Annotated in this window: 26 protein-coding genes; 7 read left to right on the top strand and 19 right to left on the bottom strand. The window is 38.0% G+C overall.

The features are described 5' to 3' along the window. The first annotated feature begins 150 nt into the window (after nucleotides 1–150). On the top strand, nucleotides 151–1,047 hold the full coding sequence (locus SJPD1_RS06280) for an EamA family transporter (protein WP_096046457.1): 897 nt from the start codon (nucleotides 151–153) through the stop codon (nucleotides 1,045–1,047). 19 nt (nucleotides 1,048–1,066) lie between these two features. Here SJPD1_RS06280 and SJPD1_RS06275 read toward each other — a convergent pair whose 3' ends face one another. The 4 genes from SJPD1_RS06275 to SJPD1_RS06260 are packed head-to-tail and all read right to left on the bottom strand — an operon-like array spanning nucleotide 1,067 to nucleotide 3,838. Beyond that, nucleotides 1,067–1,873, bottom strand: coding sequence for a PhzF family phenazine biosynthesis protein (locus SJPD1_RS06275; RefSeq protein WP_096046456.1), 807 nt, complete (start codon nucleotides 1,871–1,873; stop codon nucleotides 1,067–1,069). A gap of 38 nt (nucleotides 1,874–1,911) precedes the next feature. Next, nucleotides 1,912–2,421 (bottom strand): hypothetical protein, encoded by a 510-nt coding sequence (locus tag SJPD1_RS06270; RefSeq protein WP_096046455.1) that lies wholly within the window; start codon nucleotides 2,419–2,421, stop codon nucleotides 1,912–1,914. Between the two features lie 23 nt (nucleotides 2,422–2,444). After that, complete coding sequence (locus SJPD1_RS06265) at nucleotides 2,445–2,948, bottom strand: M48 metallopeptidase family protein (RefSeq protein WP_096046454.1); 504 nt, start codon at nucleotides 2,946–2,948, stop codon at nucleotides 2,445–2,447. Between the two features lie 2 nt (nucleotides 2,949–2,950). Continuing rightward, nucleotides 2,951–3,838 carry a CHAD domain-containing protein gene (locus tag SJPD1_RS06260; RefSeq protein ID WP_096046453.1) on the bottom strand — a complete coding sequence of 296 codons (888 nt, stop codon included), beginning with the start codon at nucleotides 3,836–3,838 and terminating at the stop codon, nucleotides 2,951–2,953. A gap of 216 nt (nucleotides 3,839–4,054) precedes the next feature. Between SJPD1_RS06260 and SJPD1_RS06255 the strand changes: the two genes are divergently transcribed. The 3 genes from SJPD1_RS06255 to SJPD1_RS06245 all read left to right on the top strand — a co-directional run bounded on the left by SJPD1_RS06255 (nucleotide 4,055) and on the right by SJPD1_RS06245 (nucleotide 8,672). Continuing rightward, nucleotides 4,055–5,215 carry a MotA/TolQ/ExbB proton channel family protein gene (locus tag SJPD1_RS06255; protein ID WP_096046452.1) on the top strand — a complete coding sequence of 387 codons (1,161 nt, stop codon included), beginning with the start codon at nucleotides 4,055–4,057 and terminating at the stop codon, nucleotides 5,213–5,215. After that, nucleotides 5,215–6,288 (top strand): OmpA family protein, encoded by a 1,074-nt coding sequence (locus tag SJPD1_RS06250; protein ID WP_096046451.1) that lies wholly within the window; start codon nucleotides 5,215–5,217, stop codon nucleotides 6,286–6,288. The genes SJPD1_RS06255 and SJPD1_RS06250 overlap by 1 nt, the downstream gene beginning before the upstream one ends. Nucleotides 6,289–6,395: 107 nt before the next feature. Next, complete coding sequence (locus SJPD1_RS06245) at nucleotides 6,396–8,672, top strand: bifunctional diguanylate cyclase/phosphodiesterase (protein WP_096046450.1); 2,277 nt, start codon at nucleotides 6,396–6,398, stop codon at nucleotides 8,670–8,672. 24 nt (nucleotides 8,673–8,696) lie between these two features. Here the strand turns inward: SJPD1_RS06245 and blaOXA are convergent, their stop codons facing one another. Further along, nucleotides 8,697–9,467 (bottom strand): class D beta-lactamase, encoded by a 771-nt coding sequence (gene blaOXA / locus SJPD1_RS06240; protein WP_369805692.1) that lies wholly within the window; start codon nucleotides 9,465–9,467, stop codon nucleotides 8,697–8,699. 133 nt (nucleotides 9,468–9,600) lie between these two features. Here blaOXA and SJPD1_RS06235 point away from each other — a divergent pair, with 133 nt between their 5' ends. Next, nucleotides 9,601–10,833 carry a DUF711 family protein gene (locus tag SJPD1_RS06235; RefSeq protein ID WP_096046449.1) on the top strand — a complete coding sequence of 411 codons (1,233 nt, stop codon included), beginning with the start codon at nucleotides 9,601–9,603 and terminating at the stop codon, nucleotides 10,831–10,833. Nucleotides 10,834–10,856: 23 nt separating this feature from the next. After that, complete coding sequence (locus tag SJPD1_RS06230; RefSeq protein ID WP_096046448.1) at nucleotides 10,857–11,255, top strand: VOC family protein; 399 nt, start codon at nucleotides 10,857–10,859, stop codon at nucleotides 11,253–11,255. A gap of 46 nt (nucleotides 11,256–11,301) precedes the next feature. On the opposite strand, the gene SJPD1_RS06225 is transcribed toward SJPD1_RS06230, so the two are convergent. The 10 genes from SJPD1_RS06225 to SJPD1_RS06180 all read right to left on the bottom strand — a co-directional run bounded on the left by SJPD1_RS06225 (nucleotide 11,302) and on the right by SJPD1_RS06180 (nucleotide 16,433). Next, complete coding sequence (locus SJPD1_RS06225; protein ID WP_096046447.1) at nucleotides 11,302–11,814, bottom strand: GNAT family N-acetyltransferase; 513 nt, start codon at nucleotides 11,812–11,814, stop codon at nucleotides 11,302–11,304. Between the two features lie 24 nt (nucleotides 11,815–11,838). Next, nucleotides 11,839–12,201: a nitrogen fixation protein NifQ gene (locus SJPD1_RS06220; RefSeq protein ID WP_168171337.1), complete on the bottom strand. Its 363-nt coding sequence runs from the start codon at nucleotides 12,199–12,201 to the stop codon at nucleotides 11,839–11,841. After that, nucleotides 12,198–13,424 (bottom strand): RNA polymerase factor sigma-54, encoded by a 1,227-nt coding sequence (locus tag SJPD1_RS06215; RefSeq protein ID WP_096046446.1) that lies wholly within the window; start codon nucleotides 13,422–13,424, stop codon nucleotides 12,198–12,200. Before SJPD1_RS06215 ends, SJPD1_RS06220 begins: the two co-directional genes overlap by 4 nt. A 198-nt stretch (nucleotides 13,425–13,622) precedes the next feature. Next, nucleotides 13,623–13,919 (bottom strand): 2Fe-2S iron-sulfur cluster-binding protein, encoded by a 297-nt coding sequence (locus SJPD1_RS06210; protein WP_087438421.1) that lies wholly within the window; start codon nucleotides 13,917–13,919, stop codon nucleotides 13,623–13,625. A gap of 10 nt (nucleotides 13,920–13,929) precedes the next feature. Then, complete coding sequence (locus SJPD1_RS06205) at nucleotides 13,930–14,268, bottom strand: hypothetical protein (RefSeq protein WP_087438420.1); 339 nt, start codon at nucleotides 14,266–14,268, stop codon at nucleotides 13,930–13,932. A gap of 68 nt (nucleotides 14,269–14,336) precedes the next feature. Then, on the bottom strand, nucleotides 14,337–14,702 hold the full coding sequence (locus tag SJPD1_RS06200) for a nitrogen fixation protein NifZ (protein WP_096046445.1): 366 nt from the start codon (nucleotides 14,700–14,702) through the stop codon (nucleotides 14,337–14,339). Continuing rightward, entirely contained in the window at nucleotides 14,692–15,024 is a 333-nt protein-coding gene (locus SJPD1_RS06195; RefSeq protein WP_087438418.1) for a nitrogenase-stabilizing/protective protein NifW, read from the bottom strand. Before SJPD1_RS06195 ends, SJPD1_RS06200 begins: the two co-directional genes overlap by 11 nt. 88 nt (nucleotides 15,025–15,112) lie before the next feature. Beyond that, nucleotides 15,113–15,628: a flavodoxin gene (locus SJPD1_RS06190; RefSeq protein ID WP_096046444.1), complete on the bottom strand. Its 516-nt coding sequence runs from the start codon at nucleotides 15,626–15,628 to the stop codon at nucleotides 15,113–15,115. 12 nt (nucleotides 15,629–15,640) lie between these two features. Continuing rightward, the gene (locus tag SJPD1_RS06185; protein ID WP_096046443.1) at nucleotides 15,641–16,072 is read right to left on the bottom strand and encodes a NifX-associated nitrogen fixation protein; all 432 of its coding nucleotides are present in this window, start codon (nucleotides 16,070–16,072) and stop codon (nucleotides 15,641–15,643) included. Nucleotides 16,073–16,076: 4 nt separating this feature from the next. After that, a complete protein-coding gene (locus SJPD1_RS06180) occupies nucleotides 16,077–16,433 on the bottom strand; it encodes a NifB/NifX family molybdenum-iron cluster-binding protein (RefSeq protein ID WP_096046442.1) in 357 nt (118 codons plus the stop codon). A gap of 223 nt (nucleotides 16,434–16,656) precedes the next feature. Between SJPD1_RS06180 and SJPD1_RS06175 the strand changes: the two genes are divergently transcribed. Continuing rightward, complete coding sequence (locus SJPD1_RS06175; protein ID WP_168171336.1) at nucleotides 16,657–18,510, top strand: mechanosensitive ion channel family protein; 1,854 nt, start codon at nucleotides 16,657–16,659, stop codon at nucleotides 18,508–18,510. On the opposite strand, the gene SJPD1_RS06170 is transcribed toward SJPD1_RS06175, so the two are convergent. The 4 genes from SJPD1_RS06170 to SJPD1_RS06155 form a co-directional block, all read right to left on the bottom strand. Beyond that, the gene (locus SJPD1_RS06170) at nucleotides 18,507–21,032 is read right to left on the bottom strand and encodes a chemotaxis protein CheW (RefSeq protein WP_096046440.1); all 2,526 of its coding nucleotides are present in this window, start codon (nucleotides 21,030–21,032) and stop codon (nucleotides 18,507–18,509) included. The two genes, SJPD1_RS06175 and SJPD1_RS06170, sit on opposite strands and share 4 nt — an antisense overlap. Nucleotides 21,033–21,245: 213 nt before the next feature. Beyond that, nucleotides 21,246–22,181, bottom strand: coding sequence for a homocysteine S-methyltransferase (gene mmuM, locus SJPD1_RS06165; RefSeq protein ID WP_096046439.1), 936 nt, complete (start codon nucleotides 22,179–22,181; stop codon nucleotides 21,246–21,248). A 28-nt stretch (nucleotides 22,182–22,209) separates the two neighbouring features. Beyond that, nucleotides 22,210–22,968 carry a winged helix-turn-helix domain-containing protein gene (locus SJPD1_RS06160; RefSeq protein ID WP_096046438.1) on the bottom strand — a complete coding sequence of 253 codons (759 nt, stop codon included), beginning with the start codon at nucleotides 22,966–22,968 and terminating at the stop codon, nucleotides 22,210–22,212. 161 nt (nucleotides 22,969–23,129) lie between these two features. Next, nucleotides 23,130–24,527 (bottom strand): OprD family outer membrane porin, encoded by a 1,398-nt coding sequence (locus tag SJPD1_RS06155; RefSeq protein WP_096046437.1) that lies wholly within the window; start codon nucleotides 24,525–24,527, stop codon nucleotides 23,130–23,132. Nucleotides 24,528–24,573: the final 46 nt, after the last annotated feature.

Raw genomic sequence — 24,573 nt, 5'->3', positions numbered from 1 at the left:
TGCGCATCCTTTCACGTTACATGTAAGAATTTTAGCAAAATATAATAATTTTATGAGCACAAATAGATAACTTTTAGAGCAACACTAGTGAAGAATTAATTTTTTTTTACGGATATGATTTCACCCATACTAAATTATTGGGAGCATTTCATGCAAAAAAAAGACTTCTTACTGGCGGTTTTCATTACATTTGTATGGGGGATTAATTTTTCCATCATCAAGCTAGGACTCCTCTCCTTAAATCCCTTTATGCTCGCAGGGCTTCGCTTTTTGCTTTGTGCCATACCGCTAATTTTTTTTATCAAAAAGCCCAATGTCTCAATGGTGCATATTGCAAGTTATGGGCTCATCTTTGGCGTTGGACTGTGGGGTATGGTCTCTTTGGGCATTTACTTTGGCATATCAGCGGGCGTTGCTTCTTTGGTGTTGCAACTAAGTGCTTTTTTTACGGTCATCTTAGGTTCTATTGTTTTACATGAAAAAATCCAACTGCATAAAAAGTTAGGATTTGTCACAGCGCTTGCGGGCATTGCTTTTATTATCAGCATTACCGATGGCACGGTCACTTACTTTGGACTTTTTTTCGTACTAGTTGGCGCAATATCTTGGAGTATCGCCAATGTCATTGTCAAAAAAGCGGGAACAAAAGAGGTCTTTGCGTTTTTAATTTATGCGAGTATCTTCTCGCCGATTCCTCTTTTTTTGTTGGCGTACCTTACGCAAGGCGATAGTGTGTTTGTAAACTTTTTCGAAAATCTTGATGGCAAAGCCATCTTTTCCATTCTCTTTCAAGTGTACCCTACAACCCTCATGGGCTACTGGGTTTGGAACTCACTCCTGCACAAATACCCAGCATCAAGCGTCGCACCTCTGTCACTTTTAGTGCCTATATTTGGGCTTCTTGGCTCTTACTTTGTGTTCAATGAGCCAATCGGAAGCTTAAAGATTAGCGCTTGTTTTTTGATTGTCTTAGGGCTTATTATCAATACGTTTGGTAGTAATTTTAAGTTCAAAAGAGTGTTTGACAAAACCAGAGACATCGCATGATGTCTCTTTACATGTAAAGCTAAAATGGGATACTAATACTGCCTTCCAAATACGCTTTGCACGTTCCCGAGATAAAAATACGCTCTTCCATGACACGACAATTTAGCACACCCGTACGTTGAGAAGCCTGCAAAGCTATAAGTTCAGTTTTACCCAAACGCTTCGCCCAAAAAGGCGCCAACCCTGCGTGAATGGAACCGGTCACTGGGTCTTCCACCCCACCGTTCGCAGGCCAAAAGTAGCGTGATGCAAAGTCATACTCCACACTAGAAGCGGTCACCACGACGTCAAGCGGTCCAAGGGTTTTGAGCTTTTCAAGATCAGGCACGACCTTTTTAACATCGTCCTCATTGGCATACACCGCAAAGTACGCTTGTTGGTTTTTGTGAAATTCAAGTGGCGTTATGGAAAGCCCCGTTTTTAATGCTTCGGGAACTTCGCTAACACGCTCAGGCGCACGATTGGGGAAACTCATTTCAATCAGTCCATTGTCACGCAAATTCACCTCAATAGTATTGACCGCTTTCGCCCAAAATTTGATAGTGCCTTTTTCGCCCAAATGGTTAAAGATAACATACGCACTCGCCAAAGTCGCATGACCGCAAAAGTCGATCTCTTTCAGCGGTGAGAACCAACGTATCTCATGCACACCCGCATCGTTTCGCACAAAAAAGGCTGTCTCCGAGAGGTTGTTCTCAGAGGCGACGCTTTGCATAACACTTTCAGATAACCAATTATTGAGTGGTACGACGGCTGCTTGATTGCCTTTGAACAGTTCGTTGGTGAAGGCATCGATGATGTAGAGAGGGAATTGGGAGAGTTTCATATGTCATTCCTTTATCTATTAATTTAACAAAATTGATATTAATTAATCTCATATTTCTTAAATAGTATATCAATTTTATCATCTACTTGTTTTTGAAAAAAATCATCAATAGTAACTTTTATTTCACGATCGATTGTTGTTCTAAGAACGATCTTCAATTTAGGCTTAACTAATTTATCAAATCTTGTTTGTTCATTACAGCATTGTTGAACTGCAGAATTTAAAAAGGGTAAAATATTTTCTGTAAATACTGTCTTTTCTTGGTAACTAACATCCTTAAGTGCAATCTCCCAAAATTGCCCAAATGAATTTTTTCGCTCAATCCAGAGACCGATATAATCAATTCTTTTTAAAGATTGATCAGATAAATTGATTACTTTAAAAGAAAAAAGATATTCTTTTTCACTTTTATTGAGAGGAAGAGGAAAAGCAGTAGCTTTAATTTTAAATCTTCTTTTGATGTAAAATTCATACACTGCCCATGCAAATGCAAGTATTGTAGCTATATCAGATAATATAGACAAAATATCTTTTAAATTTTCATTCATCGACTTCCCTTTACATGTAAAACCTAATACAACTTCCCAAACAAATCCAAATGCGTCAAATAAAGCCTGACGTCAAACTCCAACTGATGATAGCTTGGCTCCATTTTTTCGCATAAGGCGTAAAAGGCTTTGTTGTGCTCTTTCTCTTTGAGATGGGCGAGTTCGTGTACACAAATCATTTTTAAAAAAGGCTCTGGGGTGTTTTTAAACAGTGTTGCTACGCGGATTTCGCTTTTACTTCTAAGGCGTCCTCCATGGTTTTTGATGGTAACACGGTGCAAGCCAAGCGCGTCGTTGATGTCGTTGATCTTGCCATCGTATAACACTTTGGTGATGGGCTCACTTTTGCGAAGGAACTCTGTTCGTATCTCCATCACATAAGCATACAGCGCCTTGTCACTTGTCAGATTGTGCGTGGTTGGGTACTTGGAAAGTAGGTACGCTCCTAATTTTTCTACTTGAATAAGATGGCGAATCTGATCTTTGAGATGTTCAGGATAATGAGCGATGTATTCTAAATCTGGCACAATTAAGACTCTTTACATGTAAAGATTTTTTCAAATTTTTCGTGCATAGTTTGGAGGATATCCTTAGTCGATTTTTCGATGCAGACACGCTTATCATTGTCAATTTCTTCTTCTAAAAGCGCAATGACCTTTTGGAGTGCCACACTGTTGGCGCTATTATAACGTTTGATACGCTCGATTTGGGTATTTTTGTCTTGCACTTTGCCAAAAGCATTTTGAATTGGTTTAAAACTTTTAGCAAACTGTTTGAAAGATAAAGCATCACAGGTATAACGGAGTTTTTTGTAGTGGAGTCTTAGTTTATGAAATTTTTCATTGGAAGATTTTATATCAAGCTTTTTGGAGAGTTTAGCAATCTTTTTGAGACGCTTTTCGATGATGGCTTTGATGTGACGGAACAGTTTTTCTTCGGATTTAGGAAGGCAGAGCTTTTCATCGTTCTGTAATTCGGTTAACTCTTCAATGATCTTGGCTTGAAGCTTGGGCGTAAATTTTATTTCAAAACTACGATACGCCAACTCCTTTTCTGCCAAAAGTTGTGTTTGGAGATGTTCAACATCATCCCAATACTGATCGTCAACCTTTTGCTTATAGACATCAAGCGACTCTATAAAAACGTCAAGATCACGCATTTCGTTGGTCTCTTGCTGGAGAACTTTGAGCGTTTTATCAAGGACAAATTGACGTTTTTCATCCATAAACTCGCTAAATTCCAAGCAAATAGAGCGTGCCGTGCGAATGTAAACACGGTACTGATGCAAGCTTTCAGGGTCTTTGGTTTGTAAAAAAGCCTTTAAATGCGTCGCAATATTTTCAATAGTACCATGAAGTGTCGTTTTAAGCAACTGCTTAATGCTGTGACGTTCTAAAAAATCTTTTTTGGAGGACATGAATGAACCTTAAAGAGGTTAAGGAAAGGCATTTGAAAAGTGATACACAGTGCGGTATCTCTCTCACCACAGAGTTTTTAGTATGATAAATTGTAGTCTTTTAATATTAATCTCACGTTAATTATAAGCAATTTGAAGCGCTTGTTAAGCATCTGTATAAAAAGAAGCGTTATAATAGTCCACAAAGAAATTATAGATACTTTACAAAGGCTTTTTATGAACGAAGACATGAACGAAACACTCCAAAATCTCGCATCACTCGAAACACCCCAACGTAGCTGTGCTTTTGTCTATCTGAAGCTCATTTTACTTCCAACGTTAGCATATATCTACTTTTTACTGGGGTTTTTAGACATTCTTCATTTTAAAGTAGGTATCCATAGTATTATTCTTATCGGATTTATCTACATTGTTTCACTCATTTTTGCCAAACACAATGGAGAACTGGGTGCTTGTACGTTTCTTCGCTATGCTAAAGAGTTTCAAACTGAACTTCACGAGTATGTTTCCAAAAACCTCATGCCTATCGGTAGTAGCGTCAAGTCCAATGCATCTTTTGAGAATTTCATCGATGCCTATGCCAAACGCATTCGCAATGACAACTACGCTTCTGTTGCGGCTTCTATCTTCCCAACGATGGGTATTTTAGGTACGTTTATCTCTATCGCGTTAACCCTGCCTAATTTTTCTTCGCAAACAGCAGGCGCTTTGGAAAATGAGATAACCCTTCTTTTAAGTGGTGTTGGCACAGCGTTTTACGTCTCGATCTATGGTATCTTACTCTCACTTTGGTGGATCTTCTTTGAAAAACGAGGACTCAGCCGTTTTGATAAAGAAGTCGCTCTTATCCAAGAGTCAACCGCATCACTGTTTTGGTCAAAAGAAGAGATAGAACATGCGTATTTGCAAGAAAATCTTCAACATTTTGATCGCATTGGAAGAATGTTTGAACACCTTAGTTCCAACGACTTTTTTGAGCGTCTAGGTAAAAATATTGAAGCGAAATTTGAGCTCTTTGATGAGATGCTCACCCTAGAAGCGGCAGCGGTCAAAAGAGGTGCTGAACACATCAAAGACGGCATGGAAATGCTTGCAAAATCGCAGGAAAAACAGCGCGACTTGGTACATGTTTATGAAGATATGCTCACCAAACTCAACCAATTCAACGAGAACACAACTACGTTACATGTAAAGATGGCAGAGAGTAATGAAGAGATGATAGCAACCAACCAAGAGATGCTCAGAGTCCTTAAAGCAACGAGTGTTGCACGCAATGAAGCACCTTCGAATGAAGAAGTTGAATCACTCAAAGAGAGCTTGAAGATCATCGATGCGGAAACCGAAGAGATTATCCAAAAAATGGATGCGTTAAAATAATGCGTTACAACCGATCTCAAAGCTCAGACCAAAACTTTTGGGTTTCATACGCTGACCTCATGGCAGGACTGTTGTTTGTTTTTATTTTGCTTATTGGCGCGATTGTTGTCAAATATGTCTATGTACAAACCGATCTTAAAGGGATCAAAAACGATCTTGAAGAGCAAAAAAGAGTTTTGCAGCTTAGCCAAGAAGAGCTTATACAGAAAAAGCAAGATTTTTTAAGGCTACGTTCTGACATGAATGTCACAAGTGCTTCGTTGCAAATCGCACAAGAGTTACTTGCTCAAAAAGAGAATGATCTCAATGTAAGCACTGCAAAACTCCAACTCAGCGACAGAGAAATTGAAAGCCTCAAAAAACTCCTGCTTGACACAGAGCTTGCTCGTGACGAAGTGAAAGGTGAACTTGTTGCAAGCCAAATGGAACTTGGGACAACGACCCAAACGCTTAAGCTAAAAGAGGGTGAGCTTGCTTTGTTAAGTGCCAAATTGCTGGAAAGCACTGCTGCGCATCAGCAGTTAGTTGAAGATCTAAATTTAACAAAATCTCGTATCAAAAACCTCACGGGAATTCGCATCAAAGTGATACAAGAACTTAAAGAAAAACTGGGCAAAAAGATCAACATTGACCCCAACAGCGGTGCGATTCGTCTGCCTGCTTCCGTACTCTTTGACGTCGGTTCGTATGAGCTTAAACCTGAAGCGAAAAAACAGCTGACAGAGACACTGCAACCCTACCTTGATGTACTGTTAAATGATGCTACGATACGTGAAAATATCGACCATATCGTCATTGAAGGACACACAGACTCCGATGGGTCTTACATGCACAACCTTGATCTTTCGCAAAAGAGAGCCTATTCGGTTATGGCGTTTATCTATTCTCTCGATGAAAAACGTACGGCACTTCTTCAAAAATACCTCAGCGCCAATGGACGAGCTTACAGTGATCGTATCTTTAAAAATGGGGTTGAAGACAAAGAAGCTTCAAGGCGCATTGAAATCAAATTTAACCTCTCAAATAAAAAAGCCATTGAAGAGATCGAAACCTTTTTAAAACGTAAAGAATAAATAAAGAAGGCAAAATACCTTCTTTATTTTTGGCACTTTATTCCATCTTTTATTACATGACCAAGAAATTATGTTATGATTAATCATTGTGACAAAAGGAGTTTCTTTTGGCTACTCTTCAAAAAAATATTTGGACTATTTTTTATATCCTTTTAGCAAGTGCGCTTCTCTTTTTAGGCATTGTTTCGTACATTCAACTGAACAGTATCCATCAAAAATACGAGACGGATCAAATCAATCTGGTTAAGCTTGTTTCCAATGCAACCGACTCTCTTTTTCTAACCCAAGAGATGATGCTCAATCTTTTAGGGAATGAAATTGCTAGAGAAAAAGATCCAAATATTTTAGACGATTTACGTGCTCTTAATCCTTCGGTTGTCTCTTTTGGCTTTACCGATGTTGAAGGTACGTATCTCTACACCAGCTCTAATTTTGATAAATCGAAACGTCCCAATTTAAGAACAGAAGCGGTTACACGAGACTCCTTTGATTATACACTCACCCAGAAAAAGATGGTACTAGGAAGAACCTATTTTATTGCGGGGAGTGGGCGTTGGGGCATTCCCATTCGCAAAACAGCTTATGATGAGTTGGAGCAACCTATTGGCGTCATGACAGCAGGCATTGGAATAGAAGGCGCTTTTAAGATTTATACCGAAAATCTTTCCTTGGGTGATTACAATACCGTGACCCTCATTCGAGATCGTGATCACTTTGTCCAATTTCAATCCTCTAACCATGAAATATCTAAGAATCTTTACGAAGCACCTCTTCCCAATCATTTTTTGCAAACTCTATTTAACGATATTAGCCAAAAATACAACATTTCGATTGAAGAGATGAAACAAAAAAGTGAAATTTATACGGTTGAAACTTCTTCAATTGAGGGAAGACGTATACAAATCGCTCTTAAATATGAACCTCGTTACGAACTATGGATACTCTCAGAGGTAGATCATTCTCAAATTATGTATGATTTTATTCAAAATTTGATTATTTATGGGCTTATCTTTATCGTTATACATATGATTTTATTTTTACTCTTCAAAATGGTTGCAAATGCAGAGAACAAACGAAGAGCAGATTTGACGTTCCAAGCCACCCACGATACACTCACGCAGCTACCAAACCGTAATTATTTACAACAATACATTCAAGATTGGGTATATCATGGAGCTCCACCTTTTAATCTCTATTATATCGATATGGACCATTTTAAAAATATCAATGACAGTTTTGGTCATTATTTTGGGGATATGGTTCTGATTGAATTTTCAAAACGTCTCTTAAGTCTTGTACAAAAAGAGAGTGTTGTGATTCGACAAGGTGGTGATGAGTTTATTATTTTGAGTTCTTATTTGATAGATGACGACACTAAGCTTCTTTCACATATACAAAATATGACAATAGAGTTGTTAAAGCCCTATCATATCAAACAATTTAACTTTGTTATTGGCGTGAGTGTCGGTATTGCCAAGTACCCAGAACATGGCACGACCTTAGATATGCTTTTACGGGCTTCCGATATTGCCATGTACGAAGCTAAAAAACAGCGAAATAGCGTTCATCTTTTTCTGCCCTCCATGCAAGAAGGCTACCTTAACCGTGTCAATGTTGAACAAGCCCTGCACAAAGCTCTAACAAATAATGAACTCTATATGGTGTACCAGCCACAAGTAGATAAGCATGGCGTTATTTATGGTGTTGAAGCACTTATAAGGTGGCAAAGTGAAGAGCTGGGACTAGTTCCTCCAGATCAATTCATCCCTATCGCAGAAGCATCTGGACTTATGCCTCAACTTGGACATTTTATTATGAGTACAACCCTCAAAGAGATGAAAGCATTGCAAATGGAACTCGGCACATCCTTTCAAACTTCTGTCAATATTTCCATCAAACAATTTATGGAAATCCATTTTTTAGAAAAACTGACTAAAGAGATAGATCGTGCAAAGCTAGCATCTATTTCATTGTGCCTTGAAATTACGGAGAGTTTGTTTATTGAAGATATTGACTACATTTTGCCACTTTTGCAAAAAATACGCGGTATGGGATTGCATATTTCGATGGACGATTTTGGTACAGGGTATTCTTCTTTAAGTATCTTACGCAAGTTGCCTATCGATGAGTTAAAAATCGACAAAAGCTTTGTGGATACAATTTTAAATGATATTACAGCTGAAAAAATGGTTCAAAACATCATTATGATTGGTAAAAATTTAGACTTATATATTTTAGCGGAAGGAGTGGAAACGCAAGAGCAAGAAGCCATGCTAAAAAGCTTAGATTGTGACAGGTTTCAAGGCTACTTTTATGCAAAACCTTTAAGATATGATGCGCTCAAAGAATTTTTTGAGCAAAATCACCCACACATGAGCTCGTAAATTATTTTTACATGTAAAGATAATTCACTCAACAATACCCTTATTTTTTAGTGCTTGGACTGTCATAAGTTTACGAAGAGGAAGCTCATCGGTTGATTCAATGACAAGATTGGTCGCAAAGAAATAAACTCCTTTTGGACTCTCTACATACCCTACATACCAGCCATGGTGCTCTGCATCTTTTGGTACTGCCCAACCTGTTTTCGCTCGAATGATATAATTTTCACCCTGCTCGTCGATCATGATACTTTTGAGTAAATCCATATGTTCTTGCTGAAACGGTAAAGCATTTTTGTAAAGCTTTTTCAAAAAGGCTATCTGCTCATAAGCGCTAATGCGGAGCTCTCCATCGAGCCAAAAACGCTCAACATTATGCCCTGTTGTTTCATTGCCATAGTGAAGCTTCTGTAGATACTCATTGTACTTTTCCAACCCGATCTTACGTGCAAAAGACTGATAGCACCAGACACACGAACTTTTAAAGGCAGATTTGAGTGTTTGGTCTTGATTCCATGCTCTCACACTTCGTTCTACTTTGTCCCAAACAATGATCGAGTCTGCGTTAACCACACCTTCTTGAAGCGCTATGAGTGTATTGGGAATTTTAAACGTCGAAGCGGGAAGCAGCGGCATGTTGGCGCGCTCATCGTTGTACACAGAGTGTTCTGTACCGTCTAATGACTCGATGAGCATTGTCCCTGTTATAGTTTCATCATCAAAAAGTTTAGCAATCATTGCATCTTCCGCATATAACGAACAAAACAATCCAAGCACAAATATTACTTTCAAAAACATTGGCACCCTTTTCAATGAACTCTTTTAAATTATATCCTTTTACAGCCTATAAAATAAGCATTTAGTACAATTTTACACCTTTACATCTCAAAATGATTTAGCTATCATTTTGTAAATCGCTCAAGGAAGATCGATGGTAAAAGAAAGCCTCAAAAATAAAGATTTATGTAAAATTCGCACCATTACCTCCTTTGTGACATTAGACAAAGAAAAAAGCACTTGGGAAGAAGCGATTTTTAAAGCAGCGAGCTTTGGCGGCGATTTAGCACATGAATTTAAAACGCATGGTTACCATGTTCAATCCATTCGCATTGTGACCAATCCTTTTGGAGAGTATCTTCATACCTCGTCATATCATGCTGTTCTCAAAGACATGCAAGCCCTTGCTACGGTACTCAAAAGTCCATCTATGCCAAAAATCCGTATTCGATTTGCTATCGGTGAAGCTAAAACAGAAGAAGAGATCGCTCTTTTACCTGAGATGATCAAAGCCTTTGGCGATATTTGCAACGCGTGTGTGAATATTAGTGTCGATGAACTCGGCATCGTTGATCGTGACTTAACACTGTGTTGTGCCAAAGCGGTAGAAGAGATCGGTCACATTACTCCACGAGGCGAAGGCAACTTTAACTTTACGATTAACTATAACTGTAAGTCACACATTCCCTATTTTCCAGCGTCTTACCATAACAGCCATGATGAAAACTGCTTTGCTCTCGGACTTGAAACGCCTGACCTCCTTGTAGAAGCACTCAAAAGTCTCAAAAAAGAAAAAAATCATAATCTTAAAATGCAAAAATCCTATGCCATTATGCGTGATGCGTTACAGTACCACATTACTGAAATTCTTGACATTACCCATGCTTATGAACATCCTTACAAAACAAACTTTGCGGGCATCGATACCTCCGCCGCACCGTCAAAAAACTGCGCTTCGATGGTCGATGTCTATAAACTTTTAGGCGTGCCTTTCTTTGGTGCCGCAGGAACGCTTGAAGCTTCTGCCCTGTTAACCAAAGTCTTTAAGGCGCAAAAGGGATGTGAGCTCATCGGTTTTTCAGGATTGATGCTCGCCGTTGTAGAAGATCAAGGCTTAGCCGATGCGACCACACGCCATGAATTTGACATCAGAGCTTTGCTTCAATACTCCGCAGTGTGTGGCATCGGGCTCGATACCGTACCCATCGAAGGAGACACATCGGTGGAAAAAATTGCCGCTATTTGCGCCGATACAGGAACACTTGCCTTTAGACTCAATAAACCCCTCACCGTCAGACTCTTCCCCGTCCCCAATCTCAAAGCGGGTGATAGGACACAGTTTGAAAGCGATGATTTGTGCAATAGCATGGTTTTAAAAGTCCTCTAAATCTTTACATGTAAAGGAAAACAATGAAACCCTACATGAGTATGATTACCTTAGGGGTCAGTGATATGGCGAAGTCTATTGCATTTTATCAAAAAGGGCTGGGATTTCCTTATGAAGAGAACATTGCATTCTTTACGCTCAACGGAACATGGCTTGCGCTCTATGAGAAAAAAGCACTCGCAGAAGATGCAAACGTTACATTTGATGAAAGTACCTTTCATGGTGTTACTCTTGCGCATATGCTTGGCAGTGAAGCTGAAGTGGATGAACTCTTTCAAGAAGCCATCAAAGCAGGTGCGACCCCTACCAAACAACCTCAAAAAGTATTCTGGGGCGGATACAGCGGCTATTTTAAAGACCCTGACAGTCATTTATGGGAAATCGCGCATAACCCTTTTTTTACAATAGAAACACACGCATAATAAATGCATTTGCTCTGGAATAAGGCTTTACATGTAAAGTCTAAACTCACCCTTCCGTAGGATTTTTGGGGCAATCAAGTTGAAGTTCGTAAAAGGCTAAATCAAGCCATTGACCAAATTTGTACCCTGCTTTATGAACAATTCCAGCAACACTAAAGCCTAATTTTTCGTGCAGATGAATGCTCTTGGCATTAGACGCATCAATACCTGCAACGATGGTGGCGTACCCTTTAGCGTTGGCATCGTCGATAATGGTTTCAAGAAGCATTTTTCCAATTCCCTGTTTGCGAAAATCTTTGTGAACATACACCGAATGCTCAATGGTATATTTGTAAGCGGAACTACTCCTAAAAGAACCATAGGTTGCATAGCCAACAACTTTCCCATCGCACTCATACACCCACAGAGGATAGCCTTCTTCGTTCTTTTTGTGGAACCAAAGTTGTCGTTCTTCCAATGTTTTTGCTACATAGGTATAAACAGCAGTAGTATTTAAAATCGCATCGTTGTAAATTGTTAAAATGGCTTCCAAATCATTTTCGTCGGCAAACCGAATCATTGTTTTGACCTTTTTAAAGATGCTTTATCCCGCCAACTGGCATGCAAAGCAGTTCGAATTGTCTTTACATGTAAAGCAAAAAGGGGCAACTCTGTTGATAGAATCGTAGAGAAATTTCTTCCACAATTTGTCGACAGGTTTAATTTCAGCCAGTTTTGGGAAATGGCACTTCATGTACTTTCCCATCTGGACACGATTTTTAAACCCCATTGCTTCATAGAGATGATTCATCTGCAAAGACATGGCGGCAATATGCGGTGCTATGACATACTTTGAATAGCGATTTTTGGCATAGCCTTGTAAAAAAACCATCACTTCGCGCTCAAGTTTGAGCATCTCAAGTTTGCTGTATCTGCTATCACTGCTCTCATGTGTAGTTGTATTCATGCTTGTACCTTATAGATTTTCTTGCGCTCTTTCGATGATGCTACGTTCATCAATTTGCGGTATTTGGTGATGGTGCGTCTCACCATCTTAATGTTAAAACGTTTTTCAATGCGCTCCAATAAATCATCATCGGTGAGCGGCTCACTTTTATCTTCGTATTCTATCAGTTGATTGATAAAATTCTTTATTTCCGAAGATGAAAGCTCTTTGGATGAGACCGCATTGGTAAAGAACGATTTAAGTGGAAAAATTCCCTGCTTAGACTCAATGTATTTATTTGAGATGGCTCGTGAGATGGTGGACTCTGCAAACGAGAGCTCATCGGCAAGTGTACTCATATTGAGTGGTTTTAATTCGCCACCGACAAAGAAAGAGAGCTGCCTCTCTACCACTAAAAGAACGATCTTATAAAGCGTTGTTTTGCGAAGTTCCAAAAGATTGACGATGTCACGTGCCTCTTTGAGCTTCTCTTTGATGTTCTCACTCTTACTTGAAAACGGGTCGGTGATGAGAATATCAGGATAATAGTCGTTGTTGATACGTAGTTTAATATCATCATCAACTTCAACAAAAAAATCGGGAATAATCTGTTTAGGTGTTGATTGATACTCTAAAGCGGGAGGATTCGCAAATTTTTTAATGACCGCTTTGGCTTCTTCAAAACGCCCATGCCTTGAAAATTTATCGACCTTGGCCATCTGATCGATCATCTTGAGAACTAGATTATATAGTTCATCGTCAATGTCATCGCTGAGAGCATCTAATTGAAAAACAAACGACTCTTTGCTATCTAGTGCACCAACACCATATGGCTCAAGTTTGGAAAAACGCTGACGAATACGCTCAACATATTCTGTATACACACCACACGTCTGTGCAATTTTTTCCATATCGCCATCAAAATAGCCCTCATCGGTAATGTCACACAATATTTCATGGGCGACTTTTTGAGAAATAGGTGTTGGGAAAAGGGGTGGTACAATCTGCTCAATGATTTTTTCATGCAAAGACTCGCTACCCAGTACCAACTCTTCGACGATACCATGGCTAGAACCTAGGTTTTGTTCAAAGGGGCGCTTAACCTCTAAAAAAGGGTTTTCGTACGACAATGTTTCAAGGTGCGTACTTAACTCTTGAAGAGGAAGCTGTAACAGTGGGAGCCAAAGTTTTAAAGAGAGGTTTAGACTCTGCTTTTGTTTGAATTCTAGGTTGATACTTCTCATGCGTAAATTATGCCCAAAGCTCTGGTGTTTTTAGAAGTTATTGCTGCTTAATTTTTACGCATATAGTTTGTATTTTTCAGAAATACCATAACAATGCAGATATGAATTTGGATGAAAAGGTACAGGAGAGATAACGTAGTGTGCAAAGTATCACTGTGAACACTACGTTAGAGTTCTTCAAGAACTCTTAGAACAATCTTAGTATTTAATTCTTACAACGCCGTTTGGCTTGTCGATTTTCATCTGACATGCAAGACGAGTGTTTGGAGTACAGGTGCCAAAGCAGATCTCTTTAAGCACTTTAACTTCTTTTTCATTTTTTGGAGACAAAAACTCCATACCTTGAACGATCTCAACAGCACATGTGCCACATTGACCATCACGGCAACCAAAAGGAAGCGCACTACCACTTGCTTCAACAACATCTTGAATCGTTGCGCCCGGTTTAACATTAATTGCTAAAAAATCATTGATAATTTCTACTCTTGTTGTCATACGTGATCCTTTACTTTTTAAATGGTTTAATTAAAACATCGCCCTTGATCATCATCATTGAAGCGATGCGCACTTTTGGGCTAACTGTGAACTGTTGGCAAATATCAGCATCTTCTTGGCTAATAGCGCCAAGTTTTACAAGCTCATCAAGCTCTTCGTCTTCCATGTAACTGGTAGGCTCTTCTTCGCTAATATTCTCAACATTTATCAAACATGTTGAATGGTCTTTAGGATCAAAAGTGATAGGAATCCCCTTCTCTTTTGCTAAACGCACCACTGGTTCGCCTATTTTGGCATCGTAGATACCATCTTTTTCTTTATCAAAATGCATAAAGATTACTTTCGCCATGACTTTTCCTCCTTACTAAGATTTGTTTTATTCGTTTTCTTTCAGAACTTTTTTTATGACTCTTATGTTTAACTTTGGTTATAGTGATTCATCATCCATTCAACTTCTTCGGCTTCAAGATCACGATAAGGTTCAAGTGCTTCAAGCTCATGTTCCCGACATCCAATGACCTCAACAACCGCCTCTGCATCTAAAAAATGAACTTCGTACACACGAATGACTTGCAAAAACTCACCAATAGTACGAATGTACCCCACTGAGCCTTTTTTAATCATCACCTCACCGATTTTAAGATAAGGATAGGTTCCATCATTCTTAACATCTTCCAAAAGTTGTACTTTTTGCCCCAGAAAAAATTTCGCTTTTGGCTCATCTTTCCCCGAAAGTTTTGCGGTCACACTATCATGCAAAACAATTTCATCATTAGCAGGCACAGTTTCCTCCTTCCGATGATATAGCACATGCTAAACACCCTTTGGCTTTGCCGTCTTCCAACATTCCCCAGACTTCGGCCGCACTAGGAGCATGTCCATGTTTGTAATCCATATAAACACGGATCAAAGCAAATTTTAGAAAATCCATCAGGTATTTTTCATTACCATTAAAATTCTCAAACCCTTTTTTAATAAGGGTTCCATACTCTTTCATAATATGAAAACGCTTGACTTCAACGATGTGCTTATCGTACTCAACACCAAAAAACTCAAAAAAATCTTCTGCATCTTTTAGTTTGTAATATTGATCCAACGTTTTCATTTTTTATCCTTTTCACTATTTTTATAGATGCCTTAACACAAAACAAAAAGCTTGATCTCATGTTTACATGTAAAGCTTATTCACGCTTTTATAATTCGCCTTTTAACTGTTCTATCCAATTTTCAATACGTTCACTTGTTTTATCTTCTTCGTTAATATTATCAATCGCTAAACCACAGAGTTTATCGCCAACTTCAGCTAAAGATGCTGTATAGGTATACGCTTCTTTGTCAACAAAACCGATGACATTTGCTCCTGCTTTGGTAAAGATTTGATTGAATTTGCCAAGAGCTGAACAAAAATGTTCACCATGTGTTTTGCTATCACCTGCACCAAAAAATGCAACTTTTTTACCTGTAAAACTAATGTTTTCAGAAGTGATTTCAAAGAGTGGATCAACCCAACTAAAATGCACATCGCCTTGACCCCATGTTGAAGAACCAATAAAAAGTGCATCATAATTGTCAAATTGCTCAACACTGTCAAAATCATCTTCCATTAAAATACAATCATCATCTTCAAGCTCATAGGCTTCTTTTAAAGCCTCCGCTACCAATGTTGTATTACCGCCCGCACTTGCGTAAAATATACCAACCTTTGCCATGTTCTATCCTGATTATTTTTTATAGGTTTCGTAAATTTCGATAGCATCTTTTAACATTTTGCCACCTTCTTTAACGAGATCTTCATACGTTCTAAAACTGTAACGATGGGCATCTTTGAAAAACTTATTGGTAACAACAATTTTTTCAGCTATAACAACCGCACGCCCGAATCCTTCGTGGCTCATTTCCATGACTACAGAACACATAATGTTTGTTTTAAGCTCAAAAGCTAAAGCTATTGACTGGAAAATCAGACGAATATCTTGGATTTGCATCTCATCAATATCCGCAATAATAGGAATATTTTTCAGTGCATCTTTACTCTTAATATATTTTTCACTCAAAACTTCTTCATCGCTTTTTTTTGCCCAAGTACCAAATTGGTCAAGTGCTCTCATCTGAGACGTTAGAGTCTCTATGAACAACTTTTCAAGTTCATTCATAGCCTTATCCTCTCGCTTCTAAGATTTTTTTGATAAACGGTGGAGGATTCGTTGCTATCATGGTTTGAAGTTTATTCAGCTCTGTTTCAATGCTCACTACTTCTTTGTATTTGATAGGGAAGATTTTACCGTTGACGACTTTGGCAGCCGCTGCAGGTCCAATTTCGATGCAGTACATAATGTCAATGTTCTCATGTTGTAACATCTCGACTCTGCCTTCCGTTCGCTCTTCACCTGTTTGAACAACGCTAGAGAGTGAAAAACCCTCAGCACCTACGTCGTACACGGCAAATTGCTCTCCTGAACCAAAATGGGCATCAATGTTTTTGAGATCGTTTGTAAAAAACGCTACCTTGACCATCTTTTTATCCTCCTATGCTAAACGTTATTCATACATTTACAAGAAGTGTTCCGTTGGAAATGATTATATTAAAAGAGCAAGAAAAGGAGTTTATATCTTCACATTTGTGAGAGTTTATCTATCAAAACCTTATGAATAATGTATTAATGTATTGCAAATGTGTTTTAAATACAGAGAAGGTATAATTAGCTTTTAAAATGCCTATTCAATGTTGGAGAATCAAATGGTTATGCGTGTCTTAAAATCGTTCATACTTTTACTTTTGTTCGTCTCACATAATGCTCTTGCAGATGACCAAAATTCCTCTTTAATTAATGCAGATAAATCCGTCTATATTAACCTCTTAAAAACGATCAAAGAGTCAAAAGTATCAAATGATGAAATTGCTTTACAAAAAGTATTGCTTGAAAAATTGATCAATACCATCCCCGCAACCGTTACCAATACTACCTTAAGTGTACCTACAAATGTTGATGAATATAACGCTCTTTTTAATCGTTACATCGATGATACGCTTAAAAAAGATTCTCTGACGAAAAAAATCCAATCGATTGACACCAAAATAAAATCCTTAACCAAAGAAATAAAAAGTTTAGAGAACAACAATTCCTCAGAGCGTACACTGGAGCTTCAAAGTGCTCTGTACACAAAGTCATTTCTAGAGTATAAAGACCAAAATGAAATGATGGTCAATGAGATACTCTCCATCGATAAGATGTTAAATGAATCGCTAAAAAGCATTACCTTTGATTCTGAAAATCTGCCTAAAAAAACCGTCATGGCGCAAGATGAAGCTTTGAAATTACGTGCAACGATTGATAATTTTTTAGTTAAAAAAGAGCGTTTTGAACTCTTAGGGGATACGCACGACAAAGGTATTTCAACTGCGGCAATCAATACCAAAGAAGATGCCTACAATAAAGCAGTCAGAGCAACGATCACTTCATTATTTTCAGAATTTTCAGATGCCTTAAAATCTAAAAACAAAAAAGTATTTGTTTTGGAAAAAAATATTCTTGATGCGGTTTCTAGTTTAGAAAATGCAAAGGTTATCCAAGAGTCCATTGCCACTTTACTCCATAATATGGAAAAAAATTATTTTGGCACAATAGATACCCTTAAAGGCTCAACGGTACAAGAGTTCAAAAATATCCTTAAAATGTCTTGGAATATTATGAGTGAACCCATTTTTACAGTGAATGGTTCACCTATTAGTATGTTGAAAATGATCTTAGCCTTATTTGTTTTTCTCATTGGTATTTTTGGTGGAGGTTTTTATAAAACCAGCATTAAAAGAATGACCCATAATAGTAAGTCTATCAACCTAGCGACACGCACAATTTTATCCAATATCGGCTACTACGTTATTGTCATCACAGCTTTTTTTGTGGCACTGAACGTCATGGGCATTGATCTCTCCTCTATTGCACTGGTTGCTGGAGCACTTTCAGTGGGTATTGGTTTTGGTCTGCAAAATATTGTCTCAAACTTTGTTTCTGGCATTATCTTAATGTTTGAGAGAAGCATCAAAATTGGAGATTTTGTTGAGTTGTCCGATACCTTACGCGGTCATGTCTCCGATATTCGCATGCGTTCGACCACACTCAATACTAACGGCAATATTGATGTTATCGTTCCTAATCGTAATTTCATTGAAGGCAATGTGATTAACTGGACGATGCACGATAAACTCAAACGTTTCGATATTCCTTTTGGTGTTGCCTATGGTACAAAACCAGAACATGTGATTGCTGTGATTATAGAAGCGGTTGCAAAGAGTGGCTATCCAGATATTCTTTCTACCCGTGATAAATACACTAATGTTATTATGACGGGAATGGGGAGCAGTAGTGTTGATTTTGCACTGCAAGTATGGATTCATGGTGAAGAAATTTTAGCACCGAGCAAAACTATTTCAAGATTTCTGATTATTATCTACAACACACTGTATGCCAATGGTATTGAGATTCCTTTTCCACAGCACGATTTGCATCTTAAAAGTATTGATGAAAATGTTCATTTATCGCTTTTATCCTCTATTGAAACAAAAGATAAAGAAGCAATGATAAAAGATTAATTGACTCTCATTTCACTGTTGGAAATTGTTTTTTCCATCAGTAAATATTTTTCTATTTTAAGAGGGTCAAGAATGGAGAGCATCTCTGCTTTCTCTTGTCCCGCATCTGCTTTAACAATGGCTTTCGTGAGGGTCTGTTGACCCATCATTGCTTGGCTTGTTTCATCCACACAACGCACAGGAACTTCTGGGCTGTCTTGCACCATGTCTATCACCAAACCAAAAGGCTTTTCGTCGCTTCCTTTCAGCACAACAATGTGGTGTAACTCTTTGTTATACGCAATATTGTGATGAAAATACTTCGCTAAAGAAGCCACAGGAATCGTTTTGTTATTCCACGTAATCATCCCAACATAAATTTCATCGCACCCGATCACTTGTGTAACATCTTGACCTTCAAGAGCAGCGTATATCTGCTGACTCTCGATAGCAAAGAGATTGCCATTCATCCAAAAAGTTGAAAGCTCAACCGTTTTTTCCGATGCACCAATTTTGGGATAGAGGTACTGCTTTTTAGTCTGTTTTGAAATATCCTCTACACACGCATCTTGGTTTGCGATCTTGATGCAGACAATTGCAGTTACGTCATTACAGTAACCGTCGCTGCATTTAAACTCTCTATAGCCTTGAGACTTACCTTTTCCAATAATATAATACTCATTTTTAATCAGAACCATATTTTCCATTGAATCACAAAAAGTACATCGCTCTCCAATGCAAATAGCAGGATTGGTTGAAGCAATAACATTGTTGGTTTTACTTTCTAAGAAAAGAGCAAAGGAACGTTCATCTTCCCCTACCACATCTTTAAGCATCGCTTCAAATTGAACTTCTGCATCAAAAACAATGCCAATGCCCCCTTGCGCCTCTTTTGCCCCTTCAATAAAAATGGGCGCACTATAGATGTAGGTGTATTTTCCATCATAGAGTTCCGTTTTTTCAAAAGGACTGACCACATACTCTTTGGAACTTTTAAGCGCTAATGTTTGCGCGATGTAATGTGCCCCTATGCGCTTACCAATTAAATGAGCATACTTTTCTTGACTGACAGCGATAACACACCCTTGTGCATCAAATAAAAAGAGATTGCTATAGACTGTATACAGTGAATTAATAGCTCCCAAAACTTCGGTGATTTCATGCCCAAATTCTTTTCGGATTGTCGTACACTCTTTATATTTTGCGCTAAATGCTTTGATAAATACAGGACTTAAAGCCCACCATCTACAGTCATTGGCACGCTCATAAAGGTTTCGATCCATAATATCAATGGCAAGTTTTGCATTAAATGCTGCATGATTGATAAATGAAGCAACAACCGTCCAGTTAAGGTTACTGATGGACTCTTCAAATGTCTTTTTGGTTTGTGCACCTGTACGAGAGATTTCATTTAAGAGTGATTTTGAAAAAGAGTTATCGCCACTTTTTTGATTGGCAATTTGCACATTTCCATTCCAAATGGTCAGATCAAGACGTCGTTGAATCGCTTCAGCTTTCGTCGGAATGCTTGTAAACTCTTCAGAAAATAGTGAAGAATTTTTTATAATTTTTATCTGTTCTTCTGTAAAAGGGACATGTTCATGTTTTTGATTAAAGGCAAAAGAGAGAGGCATGAGCGCGTGTCCCATCCAACCTAGCCCATAAAAACCTTGATACCCTTTGGTTGATTGTGTTTTTGCCACATACTCACTTCCAGCAAAAGGAACGATATCAAAGTTTTTAAGTGCCGTTTTTTGTGGAGCTCCAAGAGCATAATGAAAGGGATCACTACTGTAAATCGTACACTTATTTTCATCTAAGACAAGCATATCAGCCCATGTCTCATTTTCGATAAGGTTGGAGATAATAACGCGCATCTCATCTTGAAATTTAAAGACTAAACAGAGCACCGCAAGGGGTGTACCATTCTCATCACACACACGATAACTGTACAGTAAACTCTCTTTTTCACTTACTAATGGGAAAACACCAAAACTCTCAACATACTCTTTGGATGTGTGTATTGCTTCATAGATCAATGAACTCTCTATCTGCTTCCCTATTTTTTCATCTTTAGTAGAGGCGATAAGCGTACCATCAAGAGAAAAGAGCAAAACATCATTATAAACACTGTACTTTTCAATATACTCAAGAAAACGGTTTTGCAGTGCGGACAAAGAGACTTTCTGTTCCTCATTGTTCATGCGAGCAAAGTCACAAATGATCGTATCCATCGCTAGAAAACCAATATCTGCTGTACGCTCAAAAAGATTACGAATTAAAATATCTATTGCGACTTGTGCTTTTGCACCAAGTTCTGTTGCAAGTTTTTTGACCGTCTCTTCGGAAAGTCTTTGTAACAGTTGCTCTGACAGATTACTAAAGGCCTGTCTCGTCTCTGATATGTCCATACCAATATTACTCATTTGCCCCAAAAGAGAGAGTAAATTCCACCGTTCAGAGAGCTGGTCCAATGCTTTTTGATATGCAACAACTTCAGGAATATAGGCATTATAACGAGATGTACGGCTTTGCTCTGACATGATGATAGACCTTTTTTTTAAATAGGAAGAGAATGCTTGATACCAGAATGCAAAAGATTTTTATCACTATTACGACTAAAAAAAGTCACTTTTTTAAACACTATACAAGAAGTGTTCCGTAGAAAATATACTTTACATGTAAAGATAAAAAAGTTTTCGGGAAGTGCTGTGAACTGAAAATCATTCACTTCACAGCATTATTTTAAAGAAGGATTAGTATCTTACCCATTGTGCAATTTGCGCAATATCAAAAGGCGTTGTTTGACAACATCCACCGATGATGCTTGCACCCTTTTTATACCAAACATACGCCATTTTTCCATAGGATGCACTTTTAGAGAGTCCGTCCCATGTTTTAGTGAGTGCATTGTAGGTCGCCCCACCATTGGGGTATACGATGATAGGTTTAGAAGAAACCGCTTTAATTTCACCAATAAGCGATTCGATATAGTGGGGAGCGGTGCAGTTAATACCAATAGCAATGATCTGCTTTTGGGTATCAAGAAATTGAGCACATTCACGCATGCTTTCACCGCTGTTAATGTGCACACCATCTTTAGCACTAAAACTCACCCACGCATGTATGGTAGGAAATGCCTCTAAGAGTTTACACAGTGCTTGTGCTTCGAGCAAACAGGGAATCGTTTCACATGCTAAAAGATCAGGTTTTGCTTCAATAAGTGTGGCAAGCCTCTTGCGATGAAAGATCATTAGTTCGTCTATGCTCAGCCCATAATGACCTCTAAACTCTGAGCCATCGGCTAAGTATGCACCATAAGGCCCCACCGAAGCTGCAACTAAAGGTTTTGGCCTTTTGGCATGGTTTTTGACATCTTTCCAAAAGGTATCACGCACATTTTTTGCAATTTTTACTGAAGATTGGATAAGTGCTTTTGCTTCTTTTTCACTCAATCCACGCTTCATAAAACCTTCATAAGTGGCTTGGTAACTTGCCGTTGTAATGCAGTCAGAACCCGCTTCAAGATAGTCTTTATGAACTTCACCAATGGCCTCTGGTTTTTCCATTAAAAACTTAGCGGACCAAAGAGAATCGTTGATATCATAGCCTTTACGCTCTAATTCTGTACCAAAGGCACCATCAATAATAAGCACTTTTTGCTTTGCTAATATTTCACGAATAGGGTTCATAGACTATCCTAATTTGATCATTTCATGACTATAAAGCAGCATACAAACACGAATCTGCAAAAACGGGCAATAAAGGTAGGCAAAATTTTATGATCGTACTACTTGTACTGTCCATTTCTTCTTCTATTTTTGTATTGACGATTCTATATCCCTCGCCTTTAACCGTTTCAATAAGATGAAAAGGCAAAAGTTTTGCGCGCAACTGTCGCACAAGTGATCTAATGCGCTCTTGGCTAATCACTTCATTATGGTAAACATAACACACAATTTCGTCAGATGAAACGATATGTGGAGATTTGGCTAGTAAATATTTGAGGAACAGTGCTTCTTTCCTACCTAAAAAAATCTTATCTTCTTTATAAATAAAGAGAGCATTTTTAAAATCAAAACAGACGTCTTTTGCTAAACAAAAAGTATCATCATTCCAAATATGACACAATTTGTAAATCCTAAAAGCGATCTCATCAGGAGAAAAATCTTTGATAATAACATCATCGTATGAGAGATAATAAAGGGTTTGTAGCATACGAGAACTAGCCACTTTGTCTAAAATGAGCAAAATAGGAGCGTCACTTCCTCTTTGCCTGATAAATTTCATCATAGAAGGGTCGGTAGGATTTTTGAGGTTGAGAATAAAAAGAGAATAGTCTAGTAAAGAAGAGCCTTCTTGCATGATCTCTTCTTCAGATTGTATTTTCTTCATATTCATTTTTAAACGTAATCCATTGAGGTAAACGTCAACATTATCTGCTAACTCCCGATCTGGTTCAAGAAAAAGAACTTTCACTTTTCTCCTTTTCGTTGTATTAGTATGATTTTACAATAACACTATTTCTAATGATATTCTTTAATACTATAATTAATTTATTATACCAAGAATGATTAGCGTACTAGGTTTTTCAAACAAAAATTTGAATGATTCCAAATTACTTGGAATCACTCAATAGACTAAAACTTATAATTTACGTTAAACCATAATTCGTCAGTATCATAAGACTTTATTTTTGCACCAGAAACAAAATAATCTTTGTCAAAGGATACATAAGTGACTTCAGTTGTTAACCCTTTAAGTGCAGGAACTGCATAAGTAAGCCTTGCTGAATAGCCTTCAATCTCTGCTTTCGCATTGGTTGCAGTTGAAATAGTTGCTGTAGATTGAGTATCTTGTTTTGCCGTAACATACGCTAATTCAGAGGTAAGTCCTGTAATACCCACTTGTGAGAAATTATAGGTTGCACCAAATCTATAGGTATCCATACCTGCAAAGCTATTAAATACCAAAGGTCCACGAATGGAAAGCATAGTATAACATGATGGTCCATTACCAAGACCAAGAAGTGCATCATCTCCATTACTTACAGTTGTATATGCAATAGTTCCACCAAAGCCATAAAGCTCAGAGAAACCAGCACGAAGTCCCAACATATTACCATCTATATGTGCCACATCAAGTCCACTACCTGCACGTGAACCTCTGTAGTTTGCATCGAAGAGAAGCTTATAATTACTCATAGGAAGAACATAATTCGCTTCTGAGTAATAAAATGAAATATCATCTGTTGCACTAGCAAAAGAAGCACCATAAGGACCTTTACCATTAACACCACTCATAACCACATCATGTGCTTGAGCAAATTGTGCGGATAATGTAAGATTTGAAACAGATTTGTTAATAGCCCCCAATGAATAAGCACCATCAAATCCAAATGCAGTTGGACCAGCCCCAGCTATAATAATTTGTTTTGTAAATTCTGGCGCATCATAAGAATAATTATTAGCCCCAGTAGGTGTTAAAAAATTACCATTAAAGACATCGCCTGTTCTACCTTGGAATTTACCCACATAGTTTGCATAAAGTGTTGTTTGAGGTAAATCCATATTGGTAATTGTCGCACCCTCAAAAGACTCTCTAAAGAAACGTGTTGGATTACCTGAAATAAGAGGCGTTGTAATGTATTGTCGTCCAACTTTCACATCTGTTTTTCCAATTTGGTAACCCAAATACGCTTCAGAGAGGACTGAACCTTGACCAGATTCTTCTTTATTGAAAAGTTTTTTTGCATCATCTGTTGCAAATGGAGAAGAACTACCTTGGTATGTAAAACCAAGTCTTAAACCATATAAAGTATCGGTTACATAACCAAGCTCTACACCAACATTCAAAATATTTTGATGATCAGCTTTTGGATAGAAGTTACCATCATCATTTCGATCCCAATACCACGCTTTTAACGTGCCATTTACTTTACCATTTTTGAAAGCATCTGCCAGTGTATCTGCCGCATAAACATGACTACCAAGTCCTAAAATGGCAATTGCAACCATACTTAATTTAGTAAGTTTCATCTTTTCTCCTTTTTTGCCCATTTTTGTGCTTTACATGTAAAGCACT

The organism is Sulfurospirillum diekertiae (genome assembly GCF_002309535.1).
Classification (GTDB): domain Bacteria; phylum Campylobacterota; class Campylobacteria; order Campylobacterales; family Sulfurospirillaceae; genus Sulfurospirillum; species Sulfurospirillum diekertiae.
This window is presented reverse-complemented; position numbering and strand designations above follow the sequence as displayed.